Source organism: Micromonospora sp. WMMA1923, from assembly GCF_049179195.1.
Lineage (GTDB): Bacteria > Actinomycetota > Actinomycetes > Mycobacteriales > Micromonosporaceae > Micromonospora > Micromonospora yangpuensis.
Genome location: NZ_JBMHLZ010000001.1, coordinates 5175443 through 5198026 on the forward strand (window position 1 = coordinate 5175443; position 22584 = coordinate 5198026).

Below are 22584 nucleotides of genomic sequence, written 5' to 3' on the forward strand. Positions count from 1 at the left end.
ACCTGAGCGTTGGCTGAGATCCGCCGTACGTCCGCCCCGATCGGCCGATCGTCAGTCCCAGGAGGTCGACCGCCCAGCGTCGCCCGGCGTTCCCTCGGCGCGAGTTCGGATCCCGTGAATTCACGTGATAAGGCGGAAATCATCTTTGATCATGTGATGTCGCCTGGAAGAAGACACGTACCGTGCCGAGCCGGTGAACCTTGCGTGACACCACCGCAAGTGACGCGAAACTGACTGGTCAACGCCACTTCCGACGATGCCTGGTCGATTAGTTTCCGGTCCGGCGCACGGGACCCGATTCGTCGACAGCACCGTCTGCGAACCCGCGCCGTCGCCGGAGGAGACCACCATGACCGTTCCCGCTCAGCGGGTCCGTCGACTTCCCTGGGCACCGGGCCGGCTGCTGCCGCTGCTGCTCGCCGCGGCGCTGCTGCTACCGGTGGTGTTCCTCGCCGTCCAGGCCGACCGGCTGCTCGACGCCGACCGGGAACTGGCCGAGCGGGAACGATTCGGCGTCGAGTACCTGCGCGCGCTCGGACCGGTCACCGAGGCGGTCGTGCAGGCGCAGTCCGCGGCGGTCGCCGGCCAGCCGGCCAGCCGGGACACCCTGAACCGGGCGGTCGAGGAGGCCGCCGCGGTGGACGCGCGGGTCGGCGGGGAACTGCGCAGCAGCGAGCGCTGGGCCGGTCTGCGGGCCAAGCTGGAGGCGCTGCCCGAGCGGGCGCTGGCCGATCCGGAGGCCGCCTTCACCGCGTACGGGGAGGTCACCGACCTGATCCTGGCCCTGCACGACAAGGTCCGCGAGACCGCCGGGCTGGTCCAGGATGCCGGCACCCACTCGTACTTCATGCAGGACGCCGTCGGGGAGGAGATGCCGGAGGCGATGGTCGCCGCCGGTCGTCTCGCCGACCTGGCGGTGCTGATCGGGCAGCGACCCGCCGCCGAGCGGACGACCTCCCTCGGTGAGCTGGCCACCATCCGGTTCACCGCCCTGCAGCCCGCCGGTGCCCTGGTGCGCAACCTGCAGTCGGCGGTGGAGGACACCGCCAGCACCGACTTCGGCGCGAACGTGCTCGCCCCGCTGGACCGGTACCAGCGGGCCGTCGCGACGCTGGCCGCCGTCTCCGTACCGCAGGGTCGCCCGGCAACCGTCGACGCGGCGCGGATCGCCACCGCCCGGACGCAGGCGCAGAGCGCCGCCCGGGAACTCCAGCCGGTCATCCTCGGCGAGATCGACCGGATCCTGACCGACCGGATCGACGGACTGGAGCGGGAGAACTGGTTGGTGTACGGGGCCGCCGGGCTCGCCGGGCTGCTGCTGGTGGTCCTCGCCGCCACCGGCTGGGTGTCCCCCGACAGAGCCCCGTCGGCGGCCGACGACGCCACCGGCACCAGCGACCCGGCCGGCACCGTCGGCGGCGGATCGAGCGGCACCGGATCGGGTGGCACCGCCGTCGACAGCCCGGGAGGCAGGTCGGGCGGCACCGTCAGCGGCGGGTCGGACCGGTGGGCCCCGTCGACCGGACGGGCCGGCCGGCAACCGACCGAGCCGGCGCCCGGCGGGCAGCCGGTCGGCCAGCCCCGCGAAGCCGACCGGTGGAGGCCCTTCGATGCTGCTCGGTAGGCTCCGGATCCGGGGCAAGCTCGCCCTGCTGGTGACCATTCCGCTGCTCTGCATGGCCGTGCTGACGGTGCCGGTGACCTGGGAACGGGTCGCCGCCGCGCAACGGGCCGACGAGATCGCCCGGACCGTCCAGGTGGCCGGCCGGGTCGGCTCACTCCTGCAGCGTCTGCAGCGCGAGCGGCTGTTCGCCATCGGGGTACTGCTCGGGCAGACCCAGCGCACCGAGCTGGTGCAGGCCATCGCCGAGGTGGACGACCGCGTCACCGACCTGCGCGCCGAACTCGGCGACGAGTTGCCGGCCGAGGTCGGCATCGCCCTGAACGGGGTACGGCAACTGGCCGAGGTACGCACCGCCACCCTGGCCGGTCGGGCCGACCCGGAACAGGTCATGGGCGGGTACGCGCCGGTGCACAAGGCCCTGATCGACGCGCTGCGGCTGCCCTACGACGTGGACACCCGCACCCCGGCCGGGCAACAGGTGCTGGCACTGGACAGCATCCTGCGCAAGAGCGAGGGGCTCAGCGCCGGCGCCACCCTGATCGTGCTGGTCGCCGCCCGCCCCAACCAGCAGACCGCGATCGCCTTCGTGGCCAACATGGCCACCCTGACCCTGGAGAGCCAACGGCTGCTCGGCCTGCTCACCAAGGAGCAGCAGACCCTGGTGACCTTCGAGGGGAACGCCGTGGCCGAACGGACCAGCCCGGAGTTCCTCGACCAGAGCGCCCGGGACCCGGTGGCCGCGATCGCCGGGCTGGAGGTGTCGACGCTCTTCGACTCCATCTCGTCGATGATCACGCTGGGTCAGTTCGTGGAGAAGAAGCTCGTCGCCGACGTCACCACCGAGGTACGCGCCGACCGGCAGCAGGCGCTGACCACGGCGTACCTGGTGGGTGGGGTGACCACGCTGATCCTGGTCGCGGTCCTGCTGCTCAGCGCGGCCGTCGGCCGGACGGTGGCCCGGCCGCTGACCCGGCTCACCCGGTCAGCCGACCGGGTCGCCCGGGTCGCCGAGTCCGAGCTGGTCCGGGTCACCGACGACGAGACCGAGGCCGCCCAGCCGGTCCGGCTGGACCCGATCGACGTGGGGGCCCGGGACGAGATCGGTGACCTGGCCCGCGCCTTCGAACGGGTCCAGACCACCGCCGCCCGGCTGGTGGAGCGGCAGGTGGCGAGCCAGCGCAACGTGGCCCAGATGTTCGGCCACGTCGGTCGGCGTACCCAGAACCTGGTCGGCCGGCAGCTCGCACTGATCGACCGGTTGGAACGGCAGGAGACCGACCCGGGCCGGTTGGAGCACCTGTACCGGCTCGACCACATCTCCAGCCGGCTGCGCCGCAACGCGGGCAGCCTGGTGGTGCTCTCCGGCGCGGCCGGTGCCGACGCGCACGTCGCGCCGGTGCCGTTGGCCGACGTGGTCCGGCTGGCGCTCGGTGAGATCGAGGACTACCCCCGGGTGGACGTGCAGATCCCGGGCGGGGTCGCGGCGGCCCCGGCAATCGTCGGTGACCTGGTGTTGGCGCTGGCCGAGCTGATGGAGAACGCCACCGTCTTCTCGCCGCCGCACACCCGGGTGGTGGTCGCCGGTGAGCTGACCGACGACGGCGCCCGGCTGACCGTGACCGACCACGGTATCGGTATGAGCGAGCAGCGGCTGGCCGAGGAGAACGCCCGGCTGACCCGGCGGGAACGGCTGGACCTGGCCCCCACCGAGGTGCTCGGCCTCTTCGTGGTGGGCCGGCTGGCCCGCCGGCACGGCTGGACGGCGACGCTGGTCCCGACCACCGGCGGCGGGGTGACCGCCACCCTGGAGATCCCCCGGTCCGCGCTGGCCTACGGCACGGGTCAGCCCACCGCCGTCGCCCGGGCGGCCCTGCCGGCCCGCCCGGGTGCCGCCCCGGTCGACCGGGCGGGTCCGGCCACCCCGCCGCGCCGGCAGCCGGCAGCGGATTCCCCGGCCGGCGCCGGACGGGCGCTGGTCGCGGGCACCGCCGAGCCGCCGGGCGGGCCGGTGATCGACGCCACCGCGCTGCCCGGGTTCGACCCCACGTTGCTCACCCGGGCCACCCGGGCCACGGCAGACGGCGAGTCCTGGGACGCCTTCGGCAAGGTCCTCGACCCACCGGCCGGCACCGGCCGCCCCACCGACGCCGACCAGCCCACCACCCCTGGCCAGCCCACCGCCCCTGGCCAGGCCCTCGCCCCTGGCCAGCCCGCCGAGACCGGCCAGCCCACCGGCGTCGACCGGCCGGTCGCGGCCCGGCCAGCCACGGCCCGGCCCGGCCCGGTCGGCTCCCCGACCGCCGGTGCGGTCCGGCGGCGGGTGCCGGGAGCCAGCCTGACCCGGGCGACTCCGGCGGTCGGACCGGTGGACGCCACCGGGGCCGACCCGGCCGCCGCGCGGGCCCTGATCGAGCAGTTCGAATCGGGGGTACGCCGAGCCGAGCTGACCCGCTCGGAGCCGGGCCCGCAACCCGACGAACCGGCTGCCCCACCGAAGCGGTCCATCCTGAGCCGGCGGGTACCGGGAGCCAACCTGACCGTCGGACCGCCCCGACAACCACCCAGTGAGAACCCGGGCGACCCGGCCGAGGTCCGCGACCTCATCAACGCGTTCGAGACCGGTGTCGCCCGGGCTCTGCGCGAAGTCAGTCCCGACCGCAGCAACCACGAAGGGCCACCACGTTGACCAGCCCCTACCTGCACGAAAACATCGATCACCAGAACCACTCGGTAGGTGAGCTCAGCCCGGAGGCACGAACCTTCAACTGGTTGCTGGACTCGTTCACCTCCAGCACGGCCGGGGTGCTGGAGGCGATCGCGGTCTCCTCGGACGGGCTGCTGATGGCGATGTCGGCGATCAAGGACCGGTCCAACGCCGAGCGGCTCGCCGCCGTGGTCTCCGGCATGACCAGCCTGGCCGGCGGCGCGGCAAGCTGGTACGAGTTGGGTGGACTCAACCGCGTCATCGTGGACATGGCCGACGGGTACCTGCTGATCAGCGCGATCAGCAGTGGTTCGGTGCTCGGGGTGGTCGCCGACCGGTCGGCCAACCTCGGCACCGTGGCGTACGAGATGACGCTCTTCGCCGGACGGGCCGGCGGAGCGCTCAGCCCGCGACTGATCGCCGAGTTGAAGAACGCCGTCCAACAGTGACCCCGGACGTCCCCGACGAGGAACCGGAGCCCGAACCGTCGATCCGGATCCGGCCCTACCTGCAGGCCCCGCCCCCGGCCACCGACGGTGCACCGCCGTACGGCGCACGACCGGTCCGGCCCGCGGAGGGCAACCGGCCGTACCCGGCCGCCGAGGGCAACCGGCCGTACCCGGCCGGTGACGACCCGGGTCTGTTCCCGGCCGACGAGGGCCCGGCGCCGTTCCCGGTGGTGGGCGACTCGACGCCGGACGCGCCGGACCCGGTCCTCGGCCACCGCAGCGAGCTGCGCCCCTTCGTGCTCACCGCCGGTAGGGTGACCGGCGCCGACCCGGAGATCGGGCTGGAGACCCAGGTCACCACCCGGGTGGCCGACGGTGCCTGGGGGGTCGACCCGATCGCCCGACTCACGCCGGAACTCCAGGCGATCATCGCGGTCTGCGTCGAACCGACCTCGGTCGCGGAGATCTCGGCCCGGACCCGGTTGCACCTCGGTGTCACCCGGGTCCTCGTCGGTGACCTACGGGCCGCCGGCCATCTCGACGTGCACGTCAGCGATGTCCCGGACGTCCACGACCCCGACCTCATCCTGCGAGTGATTGATGGACTACGTGCGATCTCCTGAATGGCCGGTCACACCGCCGGGCGGGCTCGTCGCGAACGGCGCTCCCGGCCGGTACGCCACACCGAGCGGCCCGGCCACCGGACGGGCCGCCCTGCCGAGCCCGGAGCCGCCGACCGACCGGGCGGTGCTGCCCGTGCCCGGGGCGCCACCGCCGTACCGGTCGGCGGCCACCGCCGCGCCCGGCACCGGCCGGTCCGGACCGCCGCCGATCCCGGTCAAGATCGTGGTTGCGGGCGGCTTCGGGGTGGGCAAGACCACCACGGTGGGTGCGATCTCCGAGATCGTCCCGCTGACCACCGAGGCCGAGATGACCAGCGCCGGGATCGGGGTCGACGACCCCGGCATCGGCTCGGACAAGACCACCACCACGGTGGCCATGGACTTCGGTTGCGTCACCATCGACCGCAGCCTCAAGCTGTACCTGTTCGGCACGCCCGGTCAGGCCCGCTTCGGCTTCATGTGGGACGACCTGGCCCGGGGGGCACTCGGCGCGCTCGTGGTGGTGGACAGCGGGCGGCTCGACGACTGTTATCCGGCGATCGACTACTTCGAGCGGGCCGGGTTGCCGTTCGTGGTGGGGGTGAACGCCTTCAACGGCCGGCTGGAGCACGACCTCGACTCGATCCGGTGGGCGTTGGCCATCGGTGAGCAGGTGCCACTTGTGCAGTTCGATGCCCGGGACCGGCTGTCGGTACGGGACGCCCTGCTGGTGGTCCTGGACCGGGCGCTGGACCGGGCCACCCGGGACACTAGAGCGTGAACTGCCCGGCCGGGCCGTCGTGGAAGAGGTGAGTCGTGCGAGGCGATCTGGACGAGACCCTGGCCCGGATGGCCCGGCGCGAGGAGGCACTCCGGCGGGCCAACGATCCGGTAGGTGGCCGCAACGCCCGACCGGGAGCCGAGCGGCACGATCCGGTTCCCGGACCGCCCACCGAGCGGGACGAACCGGCCGGCTCCGGCGTGGCCACCGTCGGCGGCCCGGATCCGGTGCAGGCGGTCGTCGAGGCGGTGAGCCGGGTGGTCGCCGCGCATCCGGGAGTCGCGGTCAGCCTGCGGGTGGAGCACGCCGGGCAGGCGTACCCGGTGCGGGTCGGCTGGTCCGACCGGGGTGTGACGGTGGGTACCGAGAACGAGGCCGTGCCCCCGCCGGTGTGGCCCATGCCGGCGCGGACCGAACCGGCCTGGACGAACGCACCGGAGGGCGCCGCACCCGATCCGGCGGCCCGGCTGGCCGAGATGATCCGCCGGGACCCGTCGCTGCTGCGCGACGACGGCGGTCCCCGGTGACCGGGCGGCCGGTGACCGGGCGACCGGTGCTGGCGGCGGCTACTGTCGGGCGGTGGCGCAACCCGACCTGACTCTTACCGCGAGCCTGCGACCAGCGGCGCTGGACGCCCGACGGGGCATCGTCCGGCTGCACCCGGAGGTGCTGACCGCGTTGGGGCTACGCCCCGGCGACCCGGTGCGGCTGGCCGGCCGACGGACCACCGCCGGCATCGTGGCGAAGGCCGAACAGACCGCCAGCGCGGCCCTGCTCTACGCCGACGACCTGATCCTGGGCAACCTCGGCATCCGCAACGGCGGGCAGGTCACGGTCAGCCCGCTCCCGGTCACCGCCGCCCGTCGGGTGACGGTCACCGGCGCGGCAGAGGTCGCCGCGGTGGTCTCCCCGGAGATGCTGCGCCTCGCCCTGCTCGGCAAGGTGGTCACCGTCGGCGACGACGTGTCGCTGCTCCCCCAGGACGTGTCGCCCGACGCCGCGGTCCGCACCCTGGTCGAGGCCGCCCGCCGCAGCCTCGCCAACACCGTCGGGTACGCCTGGACCAGCACCCTGCTCACCGTGGTGGGCGCCGAGCCGGAGACCGGGTCGCTGGTCACCATGGACACCATGGTCGGCTGGGAACACGGCCCGACCACCCACGGCTCGACCGGCCCCGGCACGTCGTCGCGGACCGGCGTCGGTGCCGGCTTCGGGGCAGGTTCCTCGTTCGAGGCGGGCTCGCTGGCCGGGGCGGGCTCCTCGTCCGGGGCCGGCGCCGCAGGCGGAGCTGGTGCCACGGCCGAGGCTCAGCTGGCGGGGCTCGCCGGCCGGCGCGGCACCGTGGGCGTGCAGAGCACCGTGGGCGCGCAGGGCGGCGTGTCGCCGGGTGCCGAGGAGACGGCTACCGAGTGGGCGCCCTCGATCGACGAACTGCCCGGCCTGCGCGGCCAGGCCGAACAGCTCACCGAGCTGCTCGATCTCGGCTTCCACCACCGGGAGGTGCTGGGTCGGCTGGGCACCACGGTCTCGCTCGGCGTACTGCTCAGCGGGCCGGCGGGCTCCGGGAAGTCGGCCCTGGTCCGGGCGGTCGCCGCCGGGGTACGGGCCCGGGTCCGCCCGCTCTGGGCACCCGAGATCGCCGCGCTGAGCAACCAGGCCGCCGCCGAACGGCTACGCGCCGCCGCCGCCGAGGTGACCGCCGAGGGACCGGCCGTGCTGCTGGTCACCGACGTGGAGGCGCTGGCCCCCGCCGACGAGCCGGGCCCGGTGGCCACCGTGTTCCGGCAGTTGCTCGGCGAGATCCTGCGGGCCGGGGTGGCGGTGGTCTGCACCACCGGCCGTCCCGAGGCGGTCGACCCGGGGCTACGCGCCCCGGACCTGCTCTCCCTGCGGATCAGCGTGTCGCTGCCCGACTCAGCGATGCGCCGGGAACAGCTGAGCGTGCTCACCCGACAGGTCGCGCTCGCCGAGGACGTACGGCTGGAGGAGGTCGCGGGGCGTACCCCCGGGTTCGTCGCCGCGGACCTGGCCGCGCTGGTCCGGGAGGCCGGGGTACGCGCGGCGCTGCGGCAGAAGACCGAGACCACCCCGACGGTGGCGATGGCCGACTTCACCGCCGCGCTGGAGGTGGTCCGGCCGACCACCATGGCCTCCTCGACGCTGGAGGTCGCCAAGGTCACCCTGGACGACGTCGGTGACCTGGTCGAGGTGAAGGAGCAGCTGACCGAGTCGGTGCTCTGGCCGCTGACCTACCCGGACACCTTCGCCCGGCTGGGCGTGCAGCCGCCGCGCGGGGTACTGCTCTACGGGCCGCCGGGCTGCGGCAAGACGTTCCTGGTCACCGCGTTGGCCGGATCGGGTCGGGCCAACGTGCTGTCGGTCAAGGGCGCGGAGCTGCTGTCGAAGTGGGTGGGCGAGAGCGAACGGGCGGTCCGGGAGCTGTTCCGCCGGGCCCGGGAGGCCGCGCCGACCCTGGTCTTCCTGGACGAGGTGGACGCTCTGGCCCCGACCCGGGGTCAGGCCACCGACGGGGGCACCACCGACCGGGTGGTCGCCGCCCTACTCACCGAGCTGGACGGGGTGGAGTCGCTGCGCAACGTGGTGGTGGTCGGCGCCACCAACCGGCCCGACCTGATCGACCCGGCGCTGCTGCGTCCCGGCCGGCTGGAGCGGCTGGTCTACGTACCGCCACCGGACGCCGAGGCCCGCGCGGCGATCCTGACGGCCGCCGCCCGCAACGTGCCGCTCGCCGAGGACGTGGAGTTGGCCGCGCTCGCCGAACAGCTGGACGGCTTCTCGGCGGCGGACTGCGCCGCGCTGGTCCGGGAGGCGGCGCTGGCCGCGATGCGCGAATCGCTGACCGCCTCGACGGTCACCGCCGCACACGTGGCCGCCGCCCGCGACAAGGTCCGCCCCTCCCTCGACCCCGCCCAGGTAGCCGCCCTGGCCGCCTACGCCACCCGACGCGGGTAAGGAAGGGCCCCCTGTTAACGCATTCGGTATAGCGGGGCACCCCGCTCACCTCGGTCCGGGGGATACCCGCTGGCTTGTCCCGGCGTCGGGGGCAAGAATCGCGTGGTGACGCTGCACCAGGACGAGGTTCCCATCGACGAGACGATCGTCAGGTCGCTGCTGGCGGAGCAGGGCCCGCAGTGGGCCGGTCTGCCACTGTCGCCGGCGGGTGCCGGCACCGACAACGTGATGTACCGGCTCGGCGAAGAACTGCTGGTACGGCTGCCGCGTACCGCCGAGAAGGCCGGACCGTTGCGCAAGGAGCAGCAGTGGTTGCCGCGGCTGGCGCCGCTGCTGGCGTGTGTGGTCCCCGAGCCCCGGCACGCCGGCACGCCCACCAGCGCGTACCCGTTGCCGTGGTCGGTCTACCGGTGGATCGACGGCACCGAGGCCGGACCGGACACCGTCGCGGACTGGTCGTCCTTCGGCAGCGACCTGGCAGCCGTCGTCCGCGAGCTGCACGGCATCGATCTGATGGGGGCGACCCGCACGGGCGACCTGGGCGGGTACCGGGGAGGCAGCATGCGGGCCTGCGACGAGTGGGTCGGCAGCGCCCTCGCCGACTGCCGGGCCCTCGTCGGCGGGGAGCTCGACGTCGAGACCCTGCAACGGTGGTGGCGGGCCGCGCTCACCCTGCCCGAGCCGTCCGGGCCGCAGGTCTGGTTGCACAGCGACCTCAAACCCACAAACCTCCTGGTACGCGCCGGCAGGCTGCACGCGGTCATCGACTTCGGTGGCCTGTCGATCGGTTTTCCCGACGCCGAGCACGCCCCGGTCTGGGATCTACCCGCCCCGGCCCGTCACGCGTACTGGGATGCCCTCGCCCTGGACGAGCTGACCTGGGCCCGGGCCCGCGCCTGGGCCATCGCGGTCGCCGCCAGCGGCATCCCGTACTACTGGCACCGCAACCGCCTGGCGGCGATCCTCGACCACTGAACTCAGTCATCTCCCGTAAGCTCGCCTCGTGACGACCCAGGGAGGGCAGACGGGGCAGGTCATGCGTGACTCCACCCTGGTCACCCTGTCGGATGTTCCGGTCGATGCGGTCGAGCACGGCGGGGTGGGGTTCGACGACCTGGACGGCCTCGATCTCGGCTCACCCAGCCCAACTGACCTGCCGCTGTTCCTGCAGCAGCACGAGAACGAGAAGGCCCGTAAGCGGGCCACCGAACGTCGGCGCTACGCGCGGGTACGAGCTGCGCTCAAGGGCGAGGAAGCCGACCCGGCGGTGGCCCTACGCCGTACCCCTCGGGACGACACCGATCCGCAGGTCGTCACCGCACGGGCCGCCCTGCGACGGCACCTGGCCCGCAAGGAGGCCGCACGCGACGGCCAGGACCCCGATCCGGGTGCGGCGCTGCGCCGCAGACCCAACGGCGCAACGCCCGAACCGAGCGGCGTTCGCCGTCGTCAACGACGTGACGACGACGACCCGAAAGTGGTCGCCCGGCGGGCGACGATGCGACGACACTTCGCGCGCAAGCGAGCCGCACTCACCGGCGATCCACCCGACCCGGACATTGCCCTGCGCATCAAGCGGCGCGACGCTGGCGCCGGCCCGGCGTCCGCCCCGAGTACCGCCACCGCAGAGCGGCCGGAGAGCACCACGCCCGTCGCTCTCGCCGCCGCCCTCACCAGCCCCGGGCAGAACCGGACCGGCTCCCGGCCCGCCCCGGCCAGGCCCCCGCAGTCGGCTGCGACGCCGAGCGGCACGGTGGGTCGCCGGATGTCTGTCGGACGGTGAGGTTGGCGGCGGCGATCCGCATTCAGGGCTGCGGGGTGTCCAGGGAGATCTCGGCGTGCACCCGGTCGCCGTCCTCGCGGAGTTTCGCGCCGAGTTTGCGCAGTACCGCGAGGGCGTGGACGTTGTCCGGGGTGGTCTCGGCGACCACGGTGTGCATGCCGGCCGCCGCGGCGGCGTGGAGCAGCTCCCGTAGGGCTGCCGCGCCGAGGCCCTGACCGCGGGCCGAGCGGCCGAGCCACATCCCGGTCTCCACCGTCCCGGGCCCGTCGCGGCGGGCCATCCGGACCATGCCGACGACCTCACCGGCGGCGAGGATCGCGTACATCCGGGTGCGGGTGGGGCCGTCCAGGCCGCCGAAGCTGGCCCGGTGGAACTCGCGGAACGCGTCCCGGCGGGCCAACGACCAGCCGGCCGGAGCGGCCACCGGGGGCATGACGTCCTCGGGGTCGGCCTCGGCCGCCGCCACCGAGAGCAACGGCTCCAGGTTGCGCTCGTCCACCGGCTCCAGCCGTACCGCACCCGCCACGTGCCGCAGTCTGCCGCGCCGGGTCGCCGTCGTCCACCCCGACACCCACCGTCTGCCGGTACGGCGAGGGTGATACGGCCGGTCGGACCAGGCGTGTTCCCCCTCACCCTCCGGTGGCAAAAGCCGATTCACGGATTAACCTACTAACCCGATAGGCATTATCGGAAGTCATGTCCGTTCCCGAAACACACCGACGAGGACCCCACGTGATCGAGTTGGACGGGCTGCGCCGGACGTACCGCGCCAAGGGGCGCCCGGTCGTCGCGGTCGACGGCGTCGACCTCGCCGTACGCGCCGGTGAGGTCTTCGGCGTGGTGGGCCGCAGCGGAGCTGGTAAGAGTACCCTCCTGCGCTGCGTCAACCTGCTGGAACGCCCCGATGAGGGCCGCGTCACGGTCGACGGGGTCGAGCTGACCGGGTTGGCCGGTGACCGGCTGCGCGCCGCCCGGCAGCGGATCGGCATGATCCACCAACACTTCGCACTGCTCAGCTCGCGTACCGCCGCCGGCAACGTGGCCTTCGCCCTGGAAGTGATGGGCGTGGGCCGGGCGGAACGGGCCCGTCGGGTGGCCGAACTGCTCGACCTGGTCGGGCTCGCCGACCGGGCCGACGCCTACCCGGCGCAGCTCTCCGGCGGGCAGAAGCAGCGGGTGGGCATCGCCCGCGCCCTCGCCGGCCGCCCCAAGGTGCTCCTCTCCGACGAGGCCACCTCGGCGCTGGACCCGGAGACCACCCGGTCGATCCTCGGCCTGCTGCGCGACCTCAACCAGCGCCTGGGCCTGACCATCCTGCTGATCACCCACGAGATGGACGTGGTGAAGCGGCTCTGCGACTCGGCCGCCGTCATGCGCGACGGCCGGCTCACCGAGTCCGGCCCGGTCACCGAGCTGATCGCCCGACCCGGTTCGGAGCTGGCCGCCGAGGTGTTCCCGCTCGGCCCGCCGCCGGTCCTGCCGGACACCACGGTCGTCGACGTCACCGTCACCTCCGACGACCAGCCCTTCGTCGCCGACCTCGCCCGCCGGTACGACCTGGACGTACGGATCCTGGGCGGCGCGGTGGAGCAGCTCGCCGGTGGCCGGGCCGGACGGCTACGCCTGGCGCTGCCCGGCAACCCCGAACAGACCGCCCCCGCCGTGGCCCACCTGCGGGCCACCGGGCTGACCGTGGAGGTGCCGGCATGATCGCCCCGGACCTGGTCGAGCTGCTCTGGCAGGGGCTGCGCGAGACGGCGTACATGGTGGGGGTGGCGGCCCTGCTCGCGGCGCTCGGCGGGCTGCTGGTCGGCGTCGGACTGGTGCTCACCGATGCCGGCGGCCTGCTGGCCGCCCGGCCGGTGAACGTGCTGCTCGGCATCGTGGTCAACATCGGGCGTTCGCTGCCGTTCATCATCCTGCTGGTGGCGATCATCCCGTTCACCCGGGCGGTGGTCGGCACCACCATCGGCACCACCGCGGCGATCGTGCCGCTGACGGTCAGCGCGATCCCGTTCTACGCCCGGATCGTGGAGACCGCCCTACGCGAGGTGGACCGGGACGTCGTCGCCGCCGCCCACGCGATGGGCGCCAACCGCCGGCAGATCGTCGGCAAGGTGCTGCTCCGCGAGGCCCGGCCGGGCCTGGTCGCCGGGCTCACCCTCACCGTGGTCGCGCTGATCGGCTACTCGGCGATGGCCGGGGTTATCGGCGGCGGCGGCCTCGGTGACCTCGCGCTGCGCTACGGCTACCAGCGCTTCGAGAACGACATCATGATCGCCACCGTGGTGCTGCTGGTGGCGTTCGTCCAACTCGTCCAGATGGTCGGCGACATCCTCGCCCGCCGCCTGGCCCACCGATAGACCAACTCCGAAGAAGGGCACCCATCGTGCGACGCCTCACCGCAGTACTCGCCGCGACCACGCTCGTCCTGGGCCTCGCCGCCTGCGGATCCGACGACTCCGACAGCAGTGCGGCGTCGCCGGACGCCCCGCTGAAGGTCGGCGTCAGCCCGGTGCCGCACGGCGAGATCCTCACCTACATCAAGGACAACCTGGCCGCCGGAGCCGGACTCAACCTGGAGATCGTCGAGTTCACCGACTACGTGCAGCCCAACCGCGCGCTCGAGGAGAAGCAGCTCGACGCCAACTACTTCCAGACCGTGCCGTACCTGGAGACCGAGAAGCAGGCCAAGGGCTACCAGTTCACCGCGCTCTCCCCGGTGCACATCGAACCGCTCGGCCTGTACTCGAAGAAGACCGAGACCCTGGCCGAGCTGCCGGAACGCGCGGTGGTGGCGATCCCGAACGACCCGACCAACTCCGGCCGGGCGCTCAACCTGCTCGCCCAGCACGGGGTCATCACCCTGCGCGACGGGGCCGGGACCTCCGCGACCCAGCGGGACGTCACCGACAACCCGAAGCAGCTCCAGTTCCGGGAGCTGGAGGCGGCCCAGCTGCCGCGCAGCCTGGACGACACCGACGCCTCGGTGATCAACGGCAACTACGCCATCGAGGCCGGGCTGAAGCCGGCCACCGACGCGCTCGCGCTGGAGAAGGCCGAGAACAACCCGAACGCCAACCTGGTGGTGGTCCGCGACGGCGACCAGGACGACCCGCGCGTGGTGAAGCTGGAGGAGCTGCTGCACTCCGCCGAGGTCAAGACGTTCATCGAGGGCAAGTACCAGGGCTCGGTGCTGCCCGCCTTCTGATCCGGAGCGGGAGGTCCGCCCGCTGCCGGGTATCCGCACCGGCGCCTGGGCACCCCGCCGCCCCTCGGACATCGGCCGGAGACGGGAAAGCCGCAACTATCGGCTGCCGATCGATGACGGAAGGTAACGTCAGTCTCGGTCGGCAGCCTCGCCGCGGTTCGGCGGGAAGCCAGTTCGTCGCGACGGGGGGGAGAACGCAGATGCTGGAGCGGCTGCACGAGTCCGGGTTCAAGGCCGAGCACGCATACCTGGCGGGTTTCGTCAGCATCGGTCTCTCCTTCACCAGCTGGTTCCTGTCGAAGCACCTGGAGCGGGCCGGGGTCTCACGGGCCGACCGCTGGGGCATCTTCATCGGCGAGTGGGCCCCGACGTTCTTCGCGATCGGTAACGGCCTACGCAGCTACGAGAAGCACTGACGGTCAACGACGCCGGTTGCGGGCCCGCGAGGAGCGCAACCGGCGCAGCCGGCCGATCAGCAGCGGCTCGGCCGCGAGCGCGGCCGGATTGTCCAGCAGCCCGTTGAGCAACTGGTAGTAACGGGTCGCGGAGAGGCCGAAGGAATCCCGGATCGCCTGCTCCTTCGCGCCGGCATGCCGCCACCACTGCTGTTCGAACGCGAGGATGCGCATCTCCCGCTCGTTGAGCGCGGGGGCGGGCTCAGCGCCCGCCGAGGTCGAGGTCGCCTCGACGGTACGACCGGCAGTTTGCGCGACCTCGGCGCTGGCCGCGGGAACCTGCTCGGCGTCGGGGGCGGTGCGGGGTGGTGGGACGCTGACCCCGGTGGTCGGAGCGGCGTCGGGGGGCTGCATGGCGCTCCTCACGAGAGACGGGACCGGCCGGCACAGGCCACGCCAACCGGTGATGACCAGCGTAACCAGGGCAGACCCCGAACGCATCAGCCGGCACGGCGGGACGCCGCCAGGCGGTTCCCCGGTCGATCAGGGAACCGCCTGGCGCCAACTGTCAGGCGATGTCGCGCCGACGCATCGTCCAGAGCGCCGCGCCGAGGATCACCACCAGGCCGACGGTGAACAGGACCGAGGAGTGCTGCCAGGTGACGTCGAAGGTGGCCGGCTCACACTCACCGGTATAGCTGGCACTGCACGCCTGCCAGTCCTGCAGGGTGACCTTCTGCTGCAGCCAGGCCACCGCGTACGTCGGCAGCAGCCACGCCTCGACGAACCGTACGTTGGCCATGGCGAGCAGGATGCCCAGGCCGGACTGGCCCACCACCACCAGCCCGATCGCCCCGCCGAGGGCCATCGCGGTGTGCCGGCCCAGCGAGGCCAGTCCGAATCCGCACGCCGCCACGACCAGCACCAGCAGCAGTGCGCGCAGCCCGGTCAGGGCGAACGACTGCCACACCCCCGAGGTCATCTGCTCGGTGCTGCCCCGGAAGGTGGCGGTCAGCCACAACCCGGCGGTCCAGAGCAACGCGGTGGGCACGGTCACCGCCAGCACCCCGGTGAGCAGCGCCGCCAGCTTGGTGAGCAGTACGGTCAGCCGTCGCGGTCGCCACAGCAGCAGGTTCATCATGCCGCCGCTGCTCCACTCCGCCCCGACGAACGACGCCCCGACGGCGAACCCGACCATCGCCAGGATCCCGGTGAACGCCACCGCCAGTTCCTCGAAACTGCCGCGCAGGTCGAACGTGGCGGGCAGGAACCACTCCGTCTCGAAGCTCTCCCGGGGCGGTGCCTCGATGGCCGCGCAGTCCGGCGGGTACCGCTCGTCGTCGGCACCGCTGGCCCTGGCCCGCTCGCAGTCGGCGCGTTCCCGCTCGGCCCAGCGGACCTGCTCCTGGTAGTTCTGCTCCGCCTGTCGTTCGGCCCGCGCGAGCTGCTCCGCGCCGATCTTCTGGTTGGTGGCGAACAGCCCCACCACCACCGCGGCCAGCACCAGCAGGCCGAGCAGCGTCATGTACCGGGTGAACCGCCGCTTGACCAGCCGGCGCAACTCCGTACGGTAGAGGCTCACGCGCCCCACCCTCCCCCCGCGCCGCCGACCTTCGTGGACTCGTCGACCTGCCGGTGCTGACCGGGAACCGGTGCCGTGGCGGTCAGTTCGAGGAAGACGCTCTCCAGGTCCACGGCGACCGGAGCCAGCTCGCTGACGTAGAGGCCCTGCTCGGCCAGGAGCCGGCTGACCATCGCCGGCTTGTCCACCCCGGCCAGCATCAGGTGGTCGGGGTGGCCGGTGACGGTGACTCCGGCGCGTACCAGGGTGTCGGTGGCGACGGGCAGGTCGCTGGCGGCCTCCAGGCGGACCCGGAGCGCGGCGGTGGAGTGCTGCGCCAGCACCTGCTCGACCGGGCCGAACGCGACCCGGCGGCCCAGCGAGATGATGGTGACCGAGTCGCAGATGAGCTGGATCTCGCCGAGGATGTGGCTGGAGAGCACCACCGTCATCCCGGACTCGGCGAGGTTGCGGGTCAGGGTCCGCATCTCCCGGATGCCGCCGGGGTCGAGGCCGTTGGCGGGCTCGTCGAGGATCAGCAGCTTCGGGTTCTTGAGCAGTGCCGAGGCGACCGCGAGGCGCTGCTTCATGCCCAGCGAGTACGTCTTGACCCGCTCGCCGGCGCGGTCGCGCAGCCCGACCAGTTCCAGCACCTCGTCGACCCGCTGCTGCGGCACCTCGCCCGCGCCGGCCAGCAGCGACAGGGTGTCCCGGGCGGTGAAGTGCGCGAAGAACTGCGGGCTCTCCACGATCGCGCCGACCTGGCCGGCGACCGCGGCCAGCGCCGCCGGCACCTCGTGGCCGAGGATGCCCATCCGGCCGCCGTCGGGGCGGATCAACCCGAGCAGGGTACGCAGCGTGGTGGTCTTGCCCGACCCGTTGGGCCCCAGGAAGCCGTGCACCTGGCCCGCCTCGACCCGCATGTCGAAGCTGTCGAGCGCGTGGCGGGTGCCGCGTCGACGACTTCGGTACGTCTTACGGAGTCCCTCTATCTCCAGGACAGCCGGCAAGGCTGCACCTCCCCCGATCAAGCGTTGGTGACGACGGACACCATACGCGGTATGCAGGTGATGGCAATACTCGGTATGCATCGGCGCGTCGGGGAGGAGTGAGCGGGGTACCCGGCTCTACCGAAAGCGTTAAGAAGGGGCCCTTCCTTAACGGTCAGGCGCAGATTACGGTTACGCCGGCGTTGCGGAAGCTCTCCACCAGCTCCGGGGCCGCGCCGGCGTCGGTGATCAGGGTCTCCACCCGGTCGACGGGGCAGATCCGGGCGAACGCGTGACCGCCCAGTTTGGACGAGTCGGCGATGATCACGACGCGCTTGGCCCGGGCCACCATGAGGTTGTTCATCGCCGCCTCGCCCTCGTGGTGGGCGGCGGCGCCGAGCTGCGGGTCGATCGCGTCCACCCCGAGCAGGGCGACGTCCAGGGTCACCTCCCGCAGCAGCGCCCCGCCCAGCGGGCCGACCAGCTCGAAGGACTTGGGTCGGACCACCCCGCCGGCCACCACCACCTTCATCCGGGAGCGGACCAGCAGCTCGTTGGCGATGTTCAGGGCGTTGGTGACCACGGTCAGCTGGGCGCCCTCGGCACTGGTGTTCAGGTCGGGGCGGACGGCCAGCGCCCGGGCCACCTCGGTGCTGGTGGTGCCGCCGTTGAGGCCGACCACGGTGCCGGGGGAGACCAGCGCGGCGGCGGCGGCCCCGATCCGCTGCTTCTCGGCGGAGTGCTTGGCGGTCTTGTACCGCAGCGGCAGGTCGTACGAGACGCCGTTGGCCACCGCCCCACCCCGGGTACGCGTGATCATCTGCTGCTGGCCGAGCTGGTCGAAGTCCCGCCGGATGGTGGCCTGGGAGACGTCCAGCCGCTCGGCGGCCTCCTCGACGCTCACCCGGCCGTTCTCGGTAAGCATCTCCAGCAGGGCGTTCCATCTGGCGTAGCGGTCCACCCCGGGGCCTCCCAGTGACGGCGCGTTCGGTGATTGCTCGCGTGCACAGTAGTGCGCGAAACTAGCCGGGTGCAAAACCCTGACCTGCGCGATCGGTCTCCCGGTTGCCACGGTCACCCCACTTCGCGCAGAATAACGCGCGAAAGACGGTGGTATTGAACCGTATTGCGCACTACCTCCGTGATGAGGAGAGTCCCTGATGGCGTACGCCGCCGGCCGGCCCGAGGACGTCGTCGTCGCGCTCGACGTGGGCGGCACCGGGATGAAGTGCGCCCTGGTCCGCCCGGACGGCACCGCTGTGCACACCGAACGACACCCCACCGACGCCGGGCGCGGCCCCGACGCGGTGATCGCCACCATCCTGGACGTCGCCGAGGCGCTGGCCCACCGGGCCCGGGCCGGCGGGTTCACCCCGGTCGCGGTCGGCCTCGCCGTCCCCGGGGTGGTGGACTCCGCCCGGGGGGTCGCGGTCTGGTCGGCGAACGTCGGCTTCCGGGACGTACCCCTGCGGGAGCTGGCGGAGAAGCGGCTCGGACTGCCCGCCGCGCTCGGCCACGACGTGCGGGTGGGCGCCCTGGCCGAGGCCCGGCTCGGGGCCGGCCGCGACGCCGGGCACGTGCTCTTCGTCGCGGTGGGCACCGGCATCGCGGGCGCGCACGTGGTCGACGGGACGGCCGCCGCCGGCGCGCACGGCGCCGCCGGGGAGATCGGCCACATCCTGGTACGTCCCGACGGCCCGCCCTGCGGCTGCGGGCGCGTCGGCTGTCTGGAGGCGATCGCCTCGGCCGCCGCCATCGCCCGCCGGTACGCGCAGCTCTCCGCCCCGAACGGGGCGGACGATCCGGCACGGACGGCCGGCGCGGCGGCACTGCCCGGGGCGAGCGAACCGACCGGCGCGGCGGGCCAGCCCGCGGTGAGCACCGCCGAGGTGGCCGCGCGGGCCGCCGCCGGCGAGGAGCTGGCCGGGTGGGTCTGGCGGGAGGCGGTCGAGGCGCTCGCCGACGGCCTGGCCACCGGGCAGGCGCTGCTCGACGTGCGGACCATCGTGCTCGGCGGCGGCCTGGCCCGCGCCGGCGACCAGCTCTTCACGCCGTTGCGCGCGGCACTGCGGGACCGGCTGACCTTCCACCGGGAGCCGCACCTGGTGCCGGCCGCTTTGGGCGACCAGGCCGGCTGCCTCGGCGCGGCCCTGCATGCCCTGGACGTCCTGCACGCCGGCGGGCCGGCCGGCTCGTCCGCCGGGGCCGGCGACACCCTCGACACCGAGCAGACCAGACCCAGCGACGACAGACAGGAGCCCTTATGACCCTGCGGGTGAACGGCAAGGTGGTGACTCCGACCGGGGTGATCCGGCAGGGGTGCGTGGAGATCGACGGAGACCGGGTCACGGCGGTCGCCGAGTACCCGTCGGCGCGCGACGGGCACTGGATCCTCCCCGGCTTCGTGGACATGCACACCCACGGCGGTGGCGGGCACACCTTCACCACCGGCGACGCCGACTCCGCCCGCCAGGCAGCGGGGTTCCACCTGCGCCACGGCACCACCACCCTGCTGGCCAGCCTGGTCAGCGCGCCGTTCGAGCAGCTGCGGGCGGCGACCGTGGCGTACGCGCCGCTGGTCGACGAGCAGGTGCTGGCCGGCATCCACTTCGAGGGCCCGTACCTGTCGGGTGAGCGGTGCGGGGCGCAGAACCCCGAGTACCTGCGCGACCCGTCCACCGAGGAGCTGGCCGAGCTGATCGAGCTGGGCGCCGGCGCGGTCCGGATGGTCACCCTCGCCCCGGAACGCGAGGGGGCGCTGGCCGCGATCAGCCTGCTCACCGGGCACCGGGTGGTCGCCGCGATCGGGCACACCGACGCCACGTACGAGCAGACCCGGACGGCGGTGGCGGCCGGGGCGAGCGTCGGCACCCACCTGTTCAACGGGATGCGCCCGATCCACCACCGTGACCCCGGCCCGGTGACGGCGCTGCTGGAGGCGCCGCACGTGGTCTGCGAGCTGATCCCCGACGGGGTGCACCTGCACGACGCCACGCTGACCTTCGCCACCTCGGTCGCCGGCCCGGAGCGGACCGCCCTGGTCACCGACGCGATGGCCGCCGCCGGCATGCCCGACGGCAGCTACGAGCTGGGCGGCCAGGCGGTCACCGTCGTCGACGGCACCGCCCGGCTCGCCGGGGCGGGGGCCGGAGCCGGGGCGATCGCGGGCAGCACGTTGACCATGGCCGGTGCCCTGCGGCACGCCGTCGCCGCCGGGCTGCCCATGGTCGACGTGGCCCGGATGGTGGCCACCACCCCGGCCCGGGCGATCGGCCTCGGCGACCGGGTGGGCGCCCTCCAGGCGGGGCTGCGTGCCGACCTGGTGGTGCTGGACGACAACCTGGACGTGGTACGGGTGATGCGGGCCGGCGCCTGGGTGGACTGAGCGCCGGCTCAGCCCGTGCCGGTGAGGTCGACGCCGAGCACCGCCTGCTCGTCGGGGCGGTGCACCAGCACGTCGGCCAGGAAGCCCTGCACCGCCGGGGCCATCCCCACGTCCCGGCCGGCCTGCTCCGACAGCAGCCACTTGTGCTCGATGATCTGCGCGAAGAGTTCCTGCGGCTCCAGCTTGCGGCGCAGGTGCGTGGGCACCGCCCGGACCACCGGCTCGAAGACCTCGGTCAGCCACCGGTGGGCGGCCTGCTGCTCGTCGATCGGGTCACTCTCGGCGCGGTAGGCGTCCAGGTTGTTCAGCAGCTTGCGGGCCTGGTTCTCCTCCGCGTCGAGGCCGGTCAGCCGGAGCAGCCGCCGGGTGTGGTAGCCGGCGTCGACCACCTTCGGCCGGACCAGGTACCGCCCGTCGTCGATTGTCGACATCGCCACCTCGGCGACGTCGAACCCCAGCTCGTTGAGGCGACGGATCCGCCCCTCGATGTCGTGCCGGGCCTCCCGTTCGATCCGCTGCTCGTAGGTGATCTCGTGCCAGAGCCGCTCGTAGCGTCGGACGACCTCCTCGCAGACCACCTCCGGGTCGATCGACTCGTGCAGCAGCCCGGCGGCCTGCAGGTCCAACGCCTCGCCGAAGATGTTGACCCGGGCGATCTCCAGGTCCTCGCCACGCTGGCCGTTGGAGAGCGACCGGTGCAGCGCCCCGGTCTCCGCATCCACCAGGTACGCGGCGAACGCCCCGGCGTCCCGGCGGAACAGCGTGTTGGACAGCGAGCAGTCACCCCAGAAGAAACCGGTCAGGTGCATCCGGACGATCAGCGCGGCGAGCGCGTCGAGCAGCCGGCCCATCGTCTCCGGGCGCAGCGTGTGCGAGAAGAGCGCCCGGTACGGCAGGGAGAACTGCAGGTGCCGGGTGATCAGCACCGGGTCCAGCGGCTCCCCGTCGTCGCTCTGCCGGTCCGCCACGATGGCGATCGCCTCGACCGAGGGGAAGTCGATCCGTTCCAACGCCCGCAGCAGGTCGTACTCCCGCTCGGCGACCCGCTCGCCGGTCTCCTTCACGGCGTAGACGTACTCGCCGAGCCGGACGAACCGGACGATGTGCCGGGAGATGCCCTGCGGCAGCGCGACCAGGTGCTGCGCAGGCCACTGCTCCAACGGCGTCGACCACGGCAGGTCGAGCAGCGCCGGGTCCACGAGGGCTGAGGTGATCCGCACGCAGACCAGTTTGACGGCTGACCGCAGACATCGCCCTCAATCGTGGTTCGGCACACAGCCACGCACCCGGTCACCGCCCGACCCCGGCCGCCCGGCACCGCCCACCGACCGGGGCCGGTAGCGTGGTCGGGTGCGAGACACCCCGACGGTACGACCCGGAGCCCGGCTGCGCCCGGTCCGCCCGGCCGGGTGGTGGTTCGACGTACTCCTGCTCGTCGGGTTCGTGGCGATCACCGTGGCGCTCGCCAACGGCCTGCTGTTCGGGCTGGACCGGGCGGTCGACCAGTGGGCCGCCGGGCACCGGCCGCCGGCCGCCTTCCACACCGCGGTGGTCTTCAACTACCTGGGGCAGGGTGGCCCGTTGACGCTGCTCGGGGCGGGGCTGGCGGTGCTGTTGGCGGTCCGGCTCCGCTCGGTGCGCCCGCTGCTGGTGCCGGTCGCCGCGTTCGCGCTCACCACGTTCACCATCGGCCCGCTGAAGGTCTGGACGGCCCGCCCCGCGCCGAGCGCCAGCGTCAAGGAGCCGTACCTGCCGGTCGAGCGGACCCTGCCGCTCTTCGCCGACGACCTACCGGTGCGGTTCGCCCAGTCGTACCCGTCCGGGCACGTGGCCAATGCGATCGTCTGGTACGGCGTGCTGGCGCTGCTGCTCGCCCCGCTGCTGGCCACCCTCGGCCGGCGGATGCCGCCCCGACTGGTGCTGGCGTTGCGGATCGGGCCCCCGGTGGTGGTCCTGTTCACCACCACCTACCTGGGCTGGCACTGGCTTACCGACTCGGTCGCCGGGCTGCTGCTCGGGCTGCTGCTGGACCGGCTACTGCACCGGGTGCCCTGGGACGACCTGCCGCTGCCCGGGCGGTTACGGGAATTCGACCGCCCGTTCACCACCGCGCCTTAGCCTGCCTCC

At 73.2% G+C, this 22584-nt stretch carries 22 protein-coding genes; 16 read left to right on the forward strand and 6 right to left on the reverse strand.

What is annotated here, in order from left to right:
* Nucleotides 1-349 precede the first annotated feature (349 nt).
* The 9 genes from ACN28G_RS23470 (at nucleotide 350) to ACN28G_RS23510 (ending at nucleotide 10916) form a co-directional block, all read left to right on the forward strand.
* The gene (locus ACN28G_RS23470; protein WP_421480333.1) at nucleotides 350-1624 is read left to right on the forward strand and encodes a hypothetical protein; all 1275 of its coding nucleotides are present in this window, start codon (nucleotides 350-352) and stop codon (nucleotides 1622-1624) included.
* Complete coding sequence (locus ACN28G_RS23475) at nucleotides 1611-4310, forward strand: ATP-binding protein (protein ID WP_421480334.1); 2700 nt, start codon at nucleotides 1611-1613, stop codon at nucleotides 4308-4310. Before ACN28G_RS23470 ends, ACN28G_RS23475 begins: the two co-directional genes overlap by 14 nt.
* Complete coding sequence (locus ACN28G_RS23480; protein ID WP_091444755.1) at nucleotides 4307-4777, forward strand: roadblock/LC7 domain-containing protein; 471 nt, start codon at nucleotides 4307-4309, stop codon at nucleotides 4775-4777. The genes ACN28G_RS23475 and ACN28G_RS23480 overlap by 4 nt, the downstream gene beginning before the upstream one ends.
* Nucleotides 4774-5400 carry a DUF742 domain-containing protein gene (locus tag ACN28G_RS23485; protein ID WP_421480335.1) on the forward strand — a complete coding sequence of 209 codons (627 nt, stop codon included), beginning with the start codon at nucleotides 4774-4776 and terminating at the stop codon, nucleotides 5398-5400. The genes ACN28G_RS23480 and ACN28G_RS23485 overlap by 4 nt, the downstream gene beginning before the upstream one ends.
* Entirely contained in the window at nucleotides 5378-6160 is a 783-nt protein-coding gene (locus ACN28G_RS23490; RefSeq protein WP_421480336.1) for an ATP/GTP-binding protein, read from the forward strand. Before ACN28G_RS23485 ends, ACN28G_RS23490 begins: the two co-directional genes overlap by 23 nt.
* Before the next feature lie 35 nt (nucleotides 6161-6195).
* Nucleotides 6196-6687, forward strand: coding sequence for a hypothetical protein (locus ACN28G_RS23495; protein ID WP_421480337.1), 492 nt, complete (start codon nucleotides 6196-6198; stop codon nucleotides 6685-6687).
* 52 nt (nucleotides 6688-6739) lie between these two features.
* Nucleotides 6740-9133 (forward strand): AAA family ATPase, encoded by a 2394-nt coding sequence (locus tag ACN28G_RS23500; RefSeq protein WP_421480338.1) that lies wholly within the window; start codon nucleotides 6740-6742, stop codon nucleotides 9131-9133.
* A 105-nt stretch (nucleotides 9134-9238) separates the two neighbouring features.
* A complete protein-coding gene (locus tag ACN28G_RS23505) occupies nucleotides 9239-10108 on the forward strand; it encodes an aminoglycoside phosphotransferase family protein (RefSeq protein WP_421480339.1) in 870 nt (289 codons plus the stop codon).
* A gap of 28 nt (nucleotides 10109-10136) precedes the next feature.
* Nucleotides 10137-10916 (forward strand): hypothetical protein, encoded by a 780-nt coding sequence (locus ACN28G_RS23510; RefSeq protein WP_139135777.1) that lies wholly within the window; start codon nucleotides 10137-10139, stop codon nucleotides 10914-10916.
* Nucleotides 10917-10938: 22 nt separating this feature from the next.
* Here the strand turns inward: ACN28G_RS23510 and ACN28G_RS23515 are convergent, their stop codons facing one another.
* A complete protein-coding gene (locus tag ACN28G_RS23515; protein ID WP_421480340.1) occupies nucleotides 10939-11442 on the reverse strand; it encodes a GNAT family N-acetyltransferase in 504 nt (167 codons plus the stop codon).
* A gap of 206 nt (nucleotides 11443-11648) precedes the next feature.
* Between ACN28G_RS23515 and ACN28G_RS23520 the strand changes: the two genes are divergently transcribed.
* The 4 genes from ACN28G_RS23520 (at nucleotide 11649) to ACN28G_RS23535 (ending at nucleotide 14543) form a co-directional block, all read left to right on the forward strand.
* The gene (locus ACN28G_RS23520; protein WP_421480341.1) at nucleotides 11649-12626 is read left to right on the forward strand and encodes a methionine ABC transporter ATP-binding protein; all 978 of its coding nucleotides are present in this window, start codon (nucleotides 11649-11651) and stop codon (nucleotides 12624-12626) included.
* Nucleotides 12623-13279: a methionine ABC transporter permease gene (locus tag ACN28G_RS23525; RefSeq protein WP_091444776.1), complete on the forward strand. Its 657-nt coding sequence runs from the start codon at nucleotides 12623-12625 to the stop codon at nucleotides 13277-13279. The genes ACN28G_RS23520 and ACN28G_RS23525 overlap by 4 nt, the downstream gene beginning before the upstream one ends.
* A 26-nt stretch (nucleotides 13280-13305) precedes the next feature.
* Complete coding sequence (locus tag ACN28G_RS23530; RefSeq protein WP_091444779.1) at nucleotides 13306-14127, forward strand: MetQ/NlpA family ABC transporter substrate-binding protein; 822 nt, start codon at nucleotides 13306-13308, stop codon at nucleotides 14125-14127.
* 200 nt (nucleotides 14128-14327) lie between these two features.
* A complete protein-coding gene (locus ACN28G_RS23535) occupies nucleotides 14328-14543 on the forward strand; it encodes a hypothetical protein (RefSeq protein WP_421480342.1) in 216 nt (71 codons plus the stop codon).
* Between the two features lie 3 nt (nucleotides 14544-14546).
* Here ACN28G_RS23535 and ACN28G_RS23540 read toward each other — a convergent pair whose 3' ends face one another.
* The 4 genes from ACN28G_RS23540 to ACN28G_RS23555 all read right to left on the reverse strand — a co-directional run bounded on the left by ACN28G_RS23540 (nucleotide 14547) and on the right by ACN28G_RS23555 (nucleotide 18033).
* The gene (locus ACN28G_RS23540; protein ID WP_421480343.1) at nucleotides 14547-14936 is read right to left on the reverse strand and encodes a DUF3263 domain-containing protein; all 390 of its coding nucleotides are present in this window, start codon (nucleotides 14934-14936) and stop codon (nucleotides 14547-14549) included.
* A gap of 154 nt (nucleotides 14937-15090) precedes the next feature.
* Nucleotides 15091-16104 carry an ABC transporter permease subunit gene (locus tag ACN28G_RS23545; RefSeq protein WP_091447550.1) on the reverse strand — a complete coding sequence of 338 codons (1014 nt, stop codon included), beginning with the start codon at nucleotides 16102-16104 and terminating at the stop codon, nucleotides 15091-15093.
* On the reverse strand, nucleotides 16101-17006 hold the full coding sequence (locus ACN28G_RS23550) for an ATP-binding cassette domain-containing protein (protein ID WP_175440825.1): 906 nt from the start codon (nucleotides 17004-17006) through the stop codon (nucleotides 16101-16103). Before ACN28G_RS23550 ends, ACN28G_RS23545 begins: the two co-directional genes overlap by 4 nt.
* Before the next feature lie 241 nt (nucleotides 17007-17247).
* Nucleotides 17248-18033, reverse strand: a complete 786-nt coding sequence (locus ACN28G_RS23555) for a DeoR/GlpR family DNA-binding transcription regulator (protein WP_421480344.1) — start codon at nucleotides 18031-18033, stop codon at nucleotides 17248-17250.
* 199 nt (nucleotides 18034-18232) lie between these two features.
* Between ACN28G_RS23555 and ACN28G_RS23560 the strand changes: the two genes are divergently transcribed.
* Both ACN28G_RS23560 and nagA read left to right on the forward strand, forming a co-directional pair.
* Complete coding sequence (locus tag ACN28G_RS23560) at nucleotides 18233-19339, forward strand: ROK family protein (RefSeq protein WP_421480345.1); 1107 nt, start codon at nucleotides 18233-18235, stop codon at nucleotides 19337-19339.
* Entirely contained in the window at nucleotides 19336-20457 is a 1122-nt protein-coding gene (nagA, locus tag ACN28G_RS23565; RefSeq protein WP_091444799.1) for an N-acetylglucosamine-6-phosphate deacetylase, read from the forward strand. The genes ACN28G_RS23560 and nagA overlap by 4 nt, the downstream gene beginning before the upstream one ends.
* Nucleotides 20458-20465: 8 nt before the next feature.
* Here nagA and ACN28G_RS23570 read toward each other — a convergent pair whose 3' ends face one another.
* Nucleotides 20466-21677 carry a DUF4032 domain-containing protein gene (locus ACN28G_RS23570; protein WP_421480346.1) on the reverse strand — a complete coding sequence of 404 codons (1212 nt, stop codon included), beginning with the start codon at nucleotides 21675-21677 and terminating at the stop codon, nucleotides 20466-20468.
* A 130-nt stretch (nucleotides 21678-21807) separates the two neighbouring features.
* On the opposite strand from ACN28G_RS23570, the gene ACN28G_RS23575 reads away from it, so the two are divergent.
* Entirely contained in the window at nucleotides 21808-22575 is a 768-nt protein-coding gene (locus ACN28G_RS23575; RefSeq protein ID WP_421480347.1) for a phosphatase PAP2 family protein, read from the forward strand.
* Nucleotides 22576-22584: the final 9 nt, after the last annotated feature.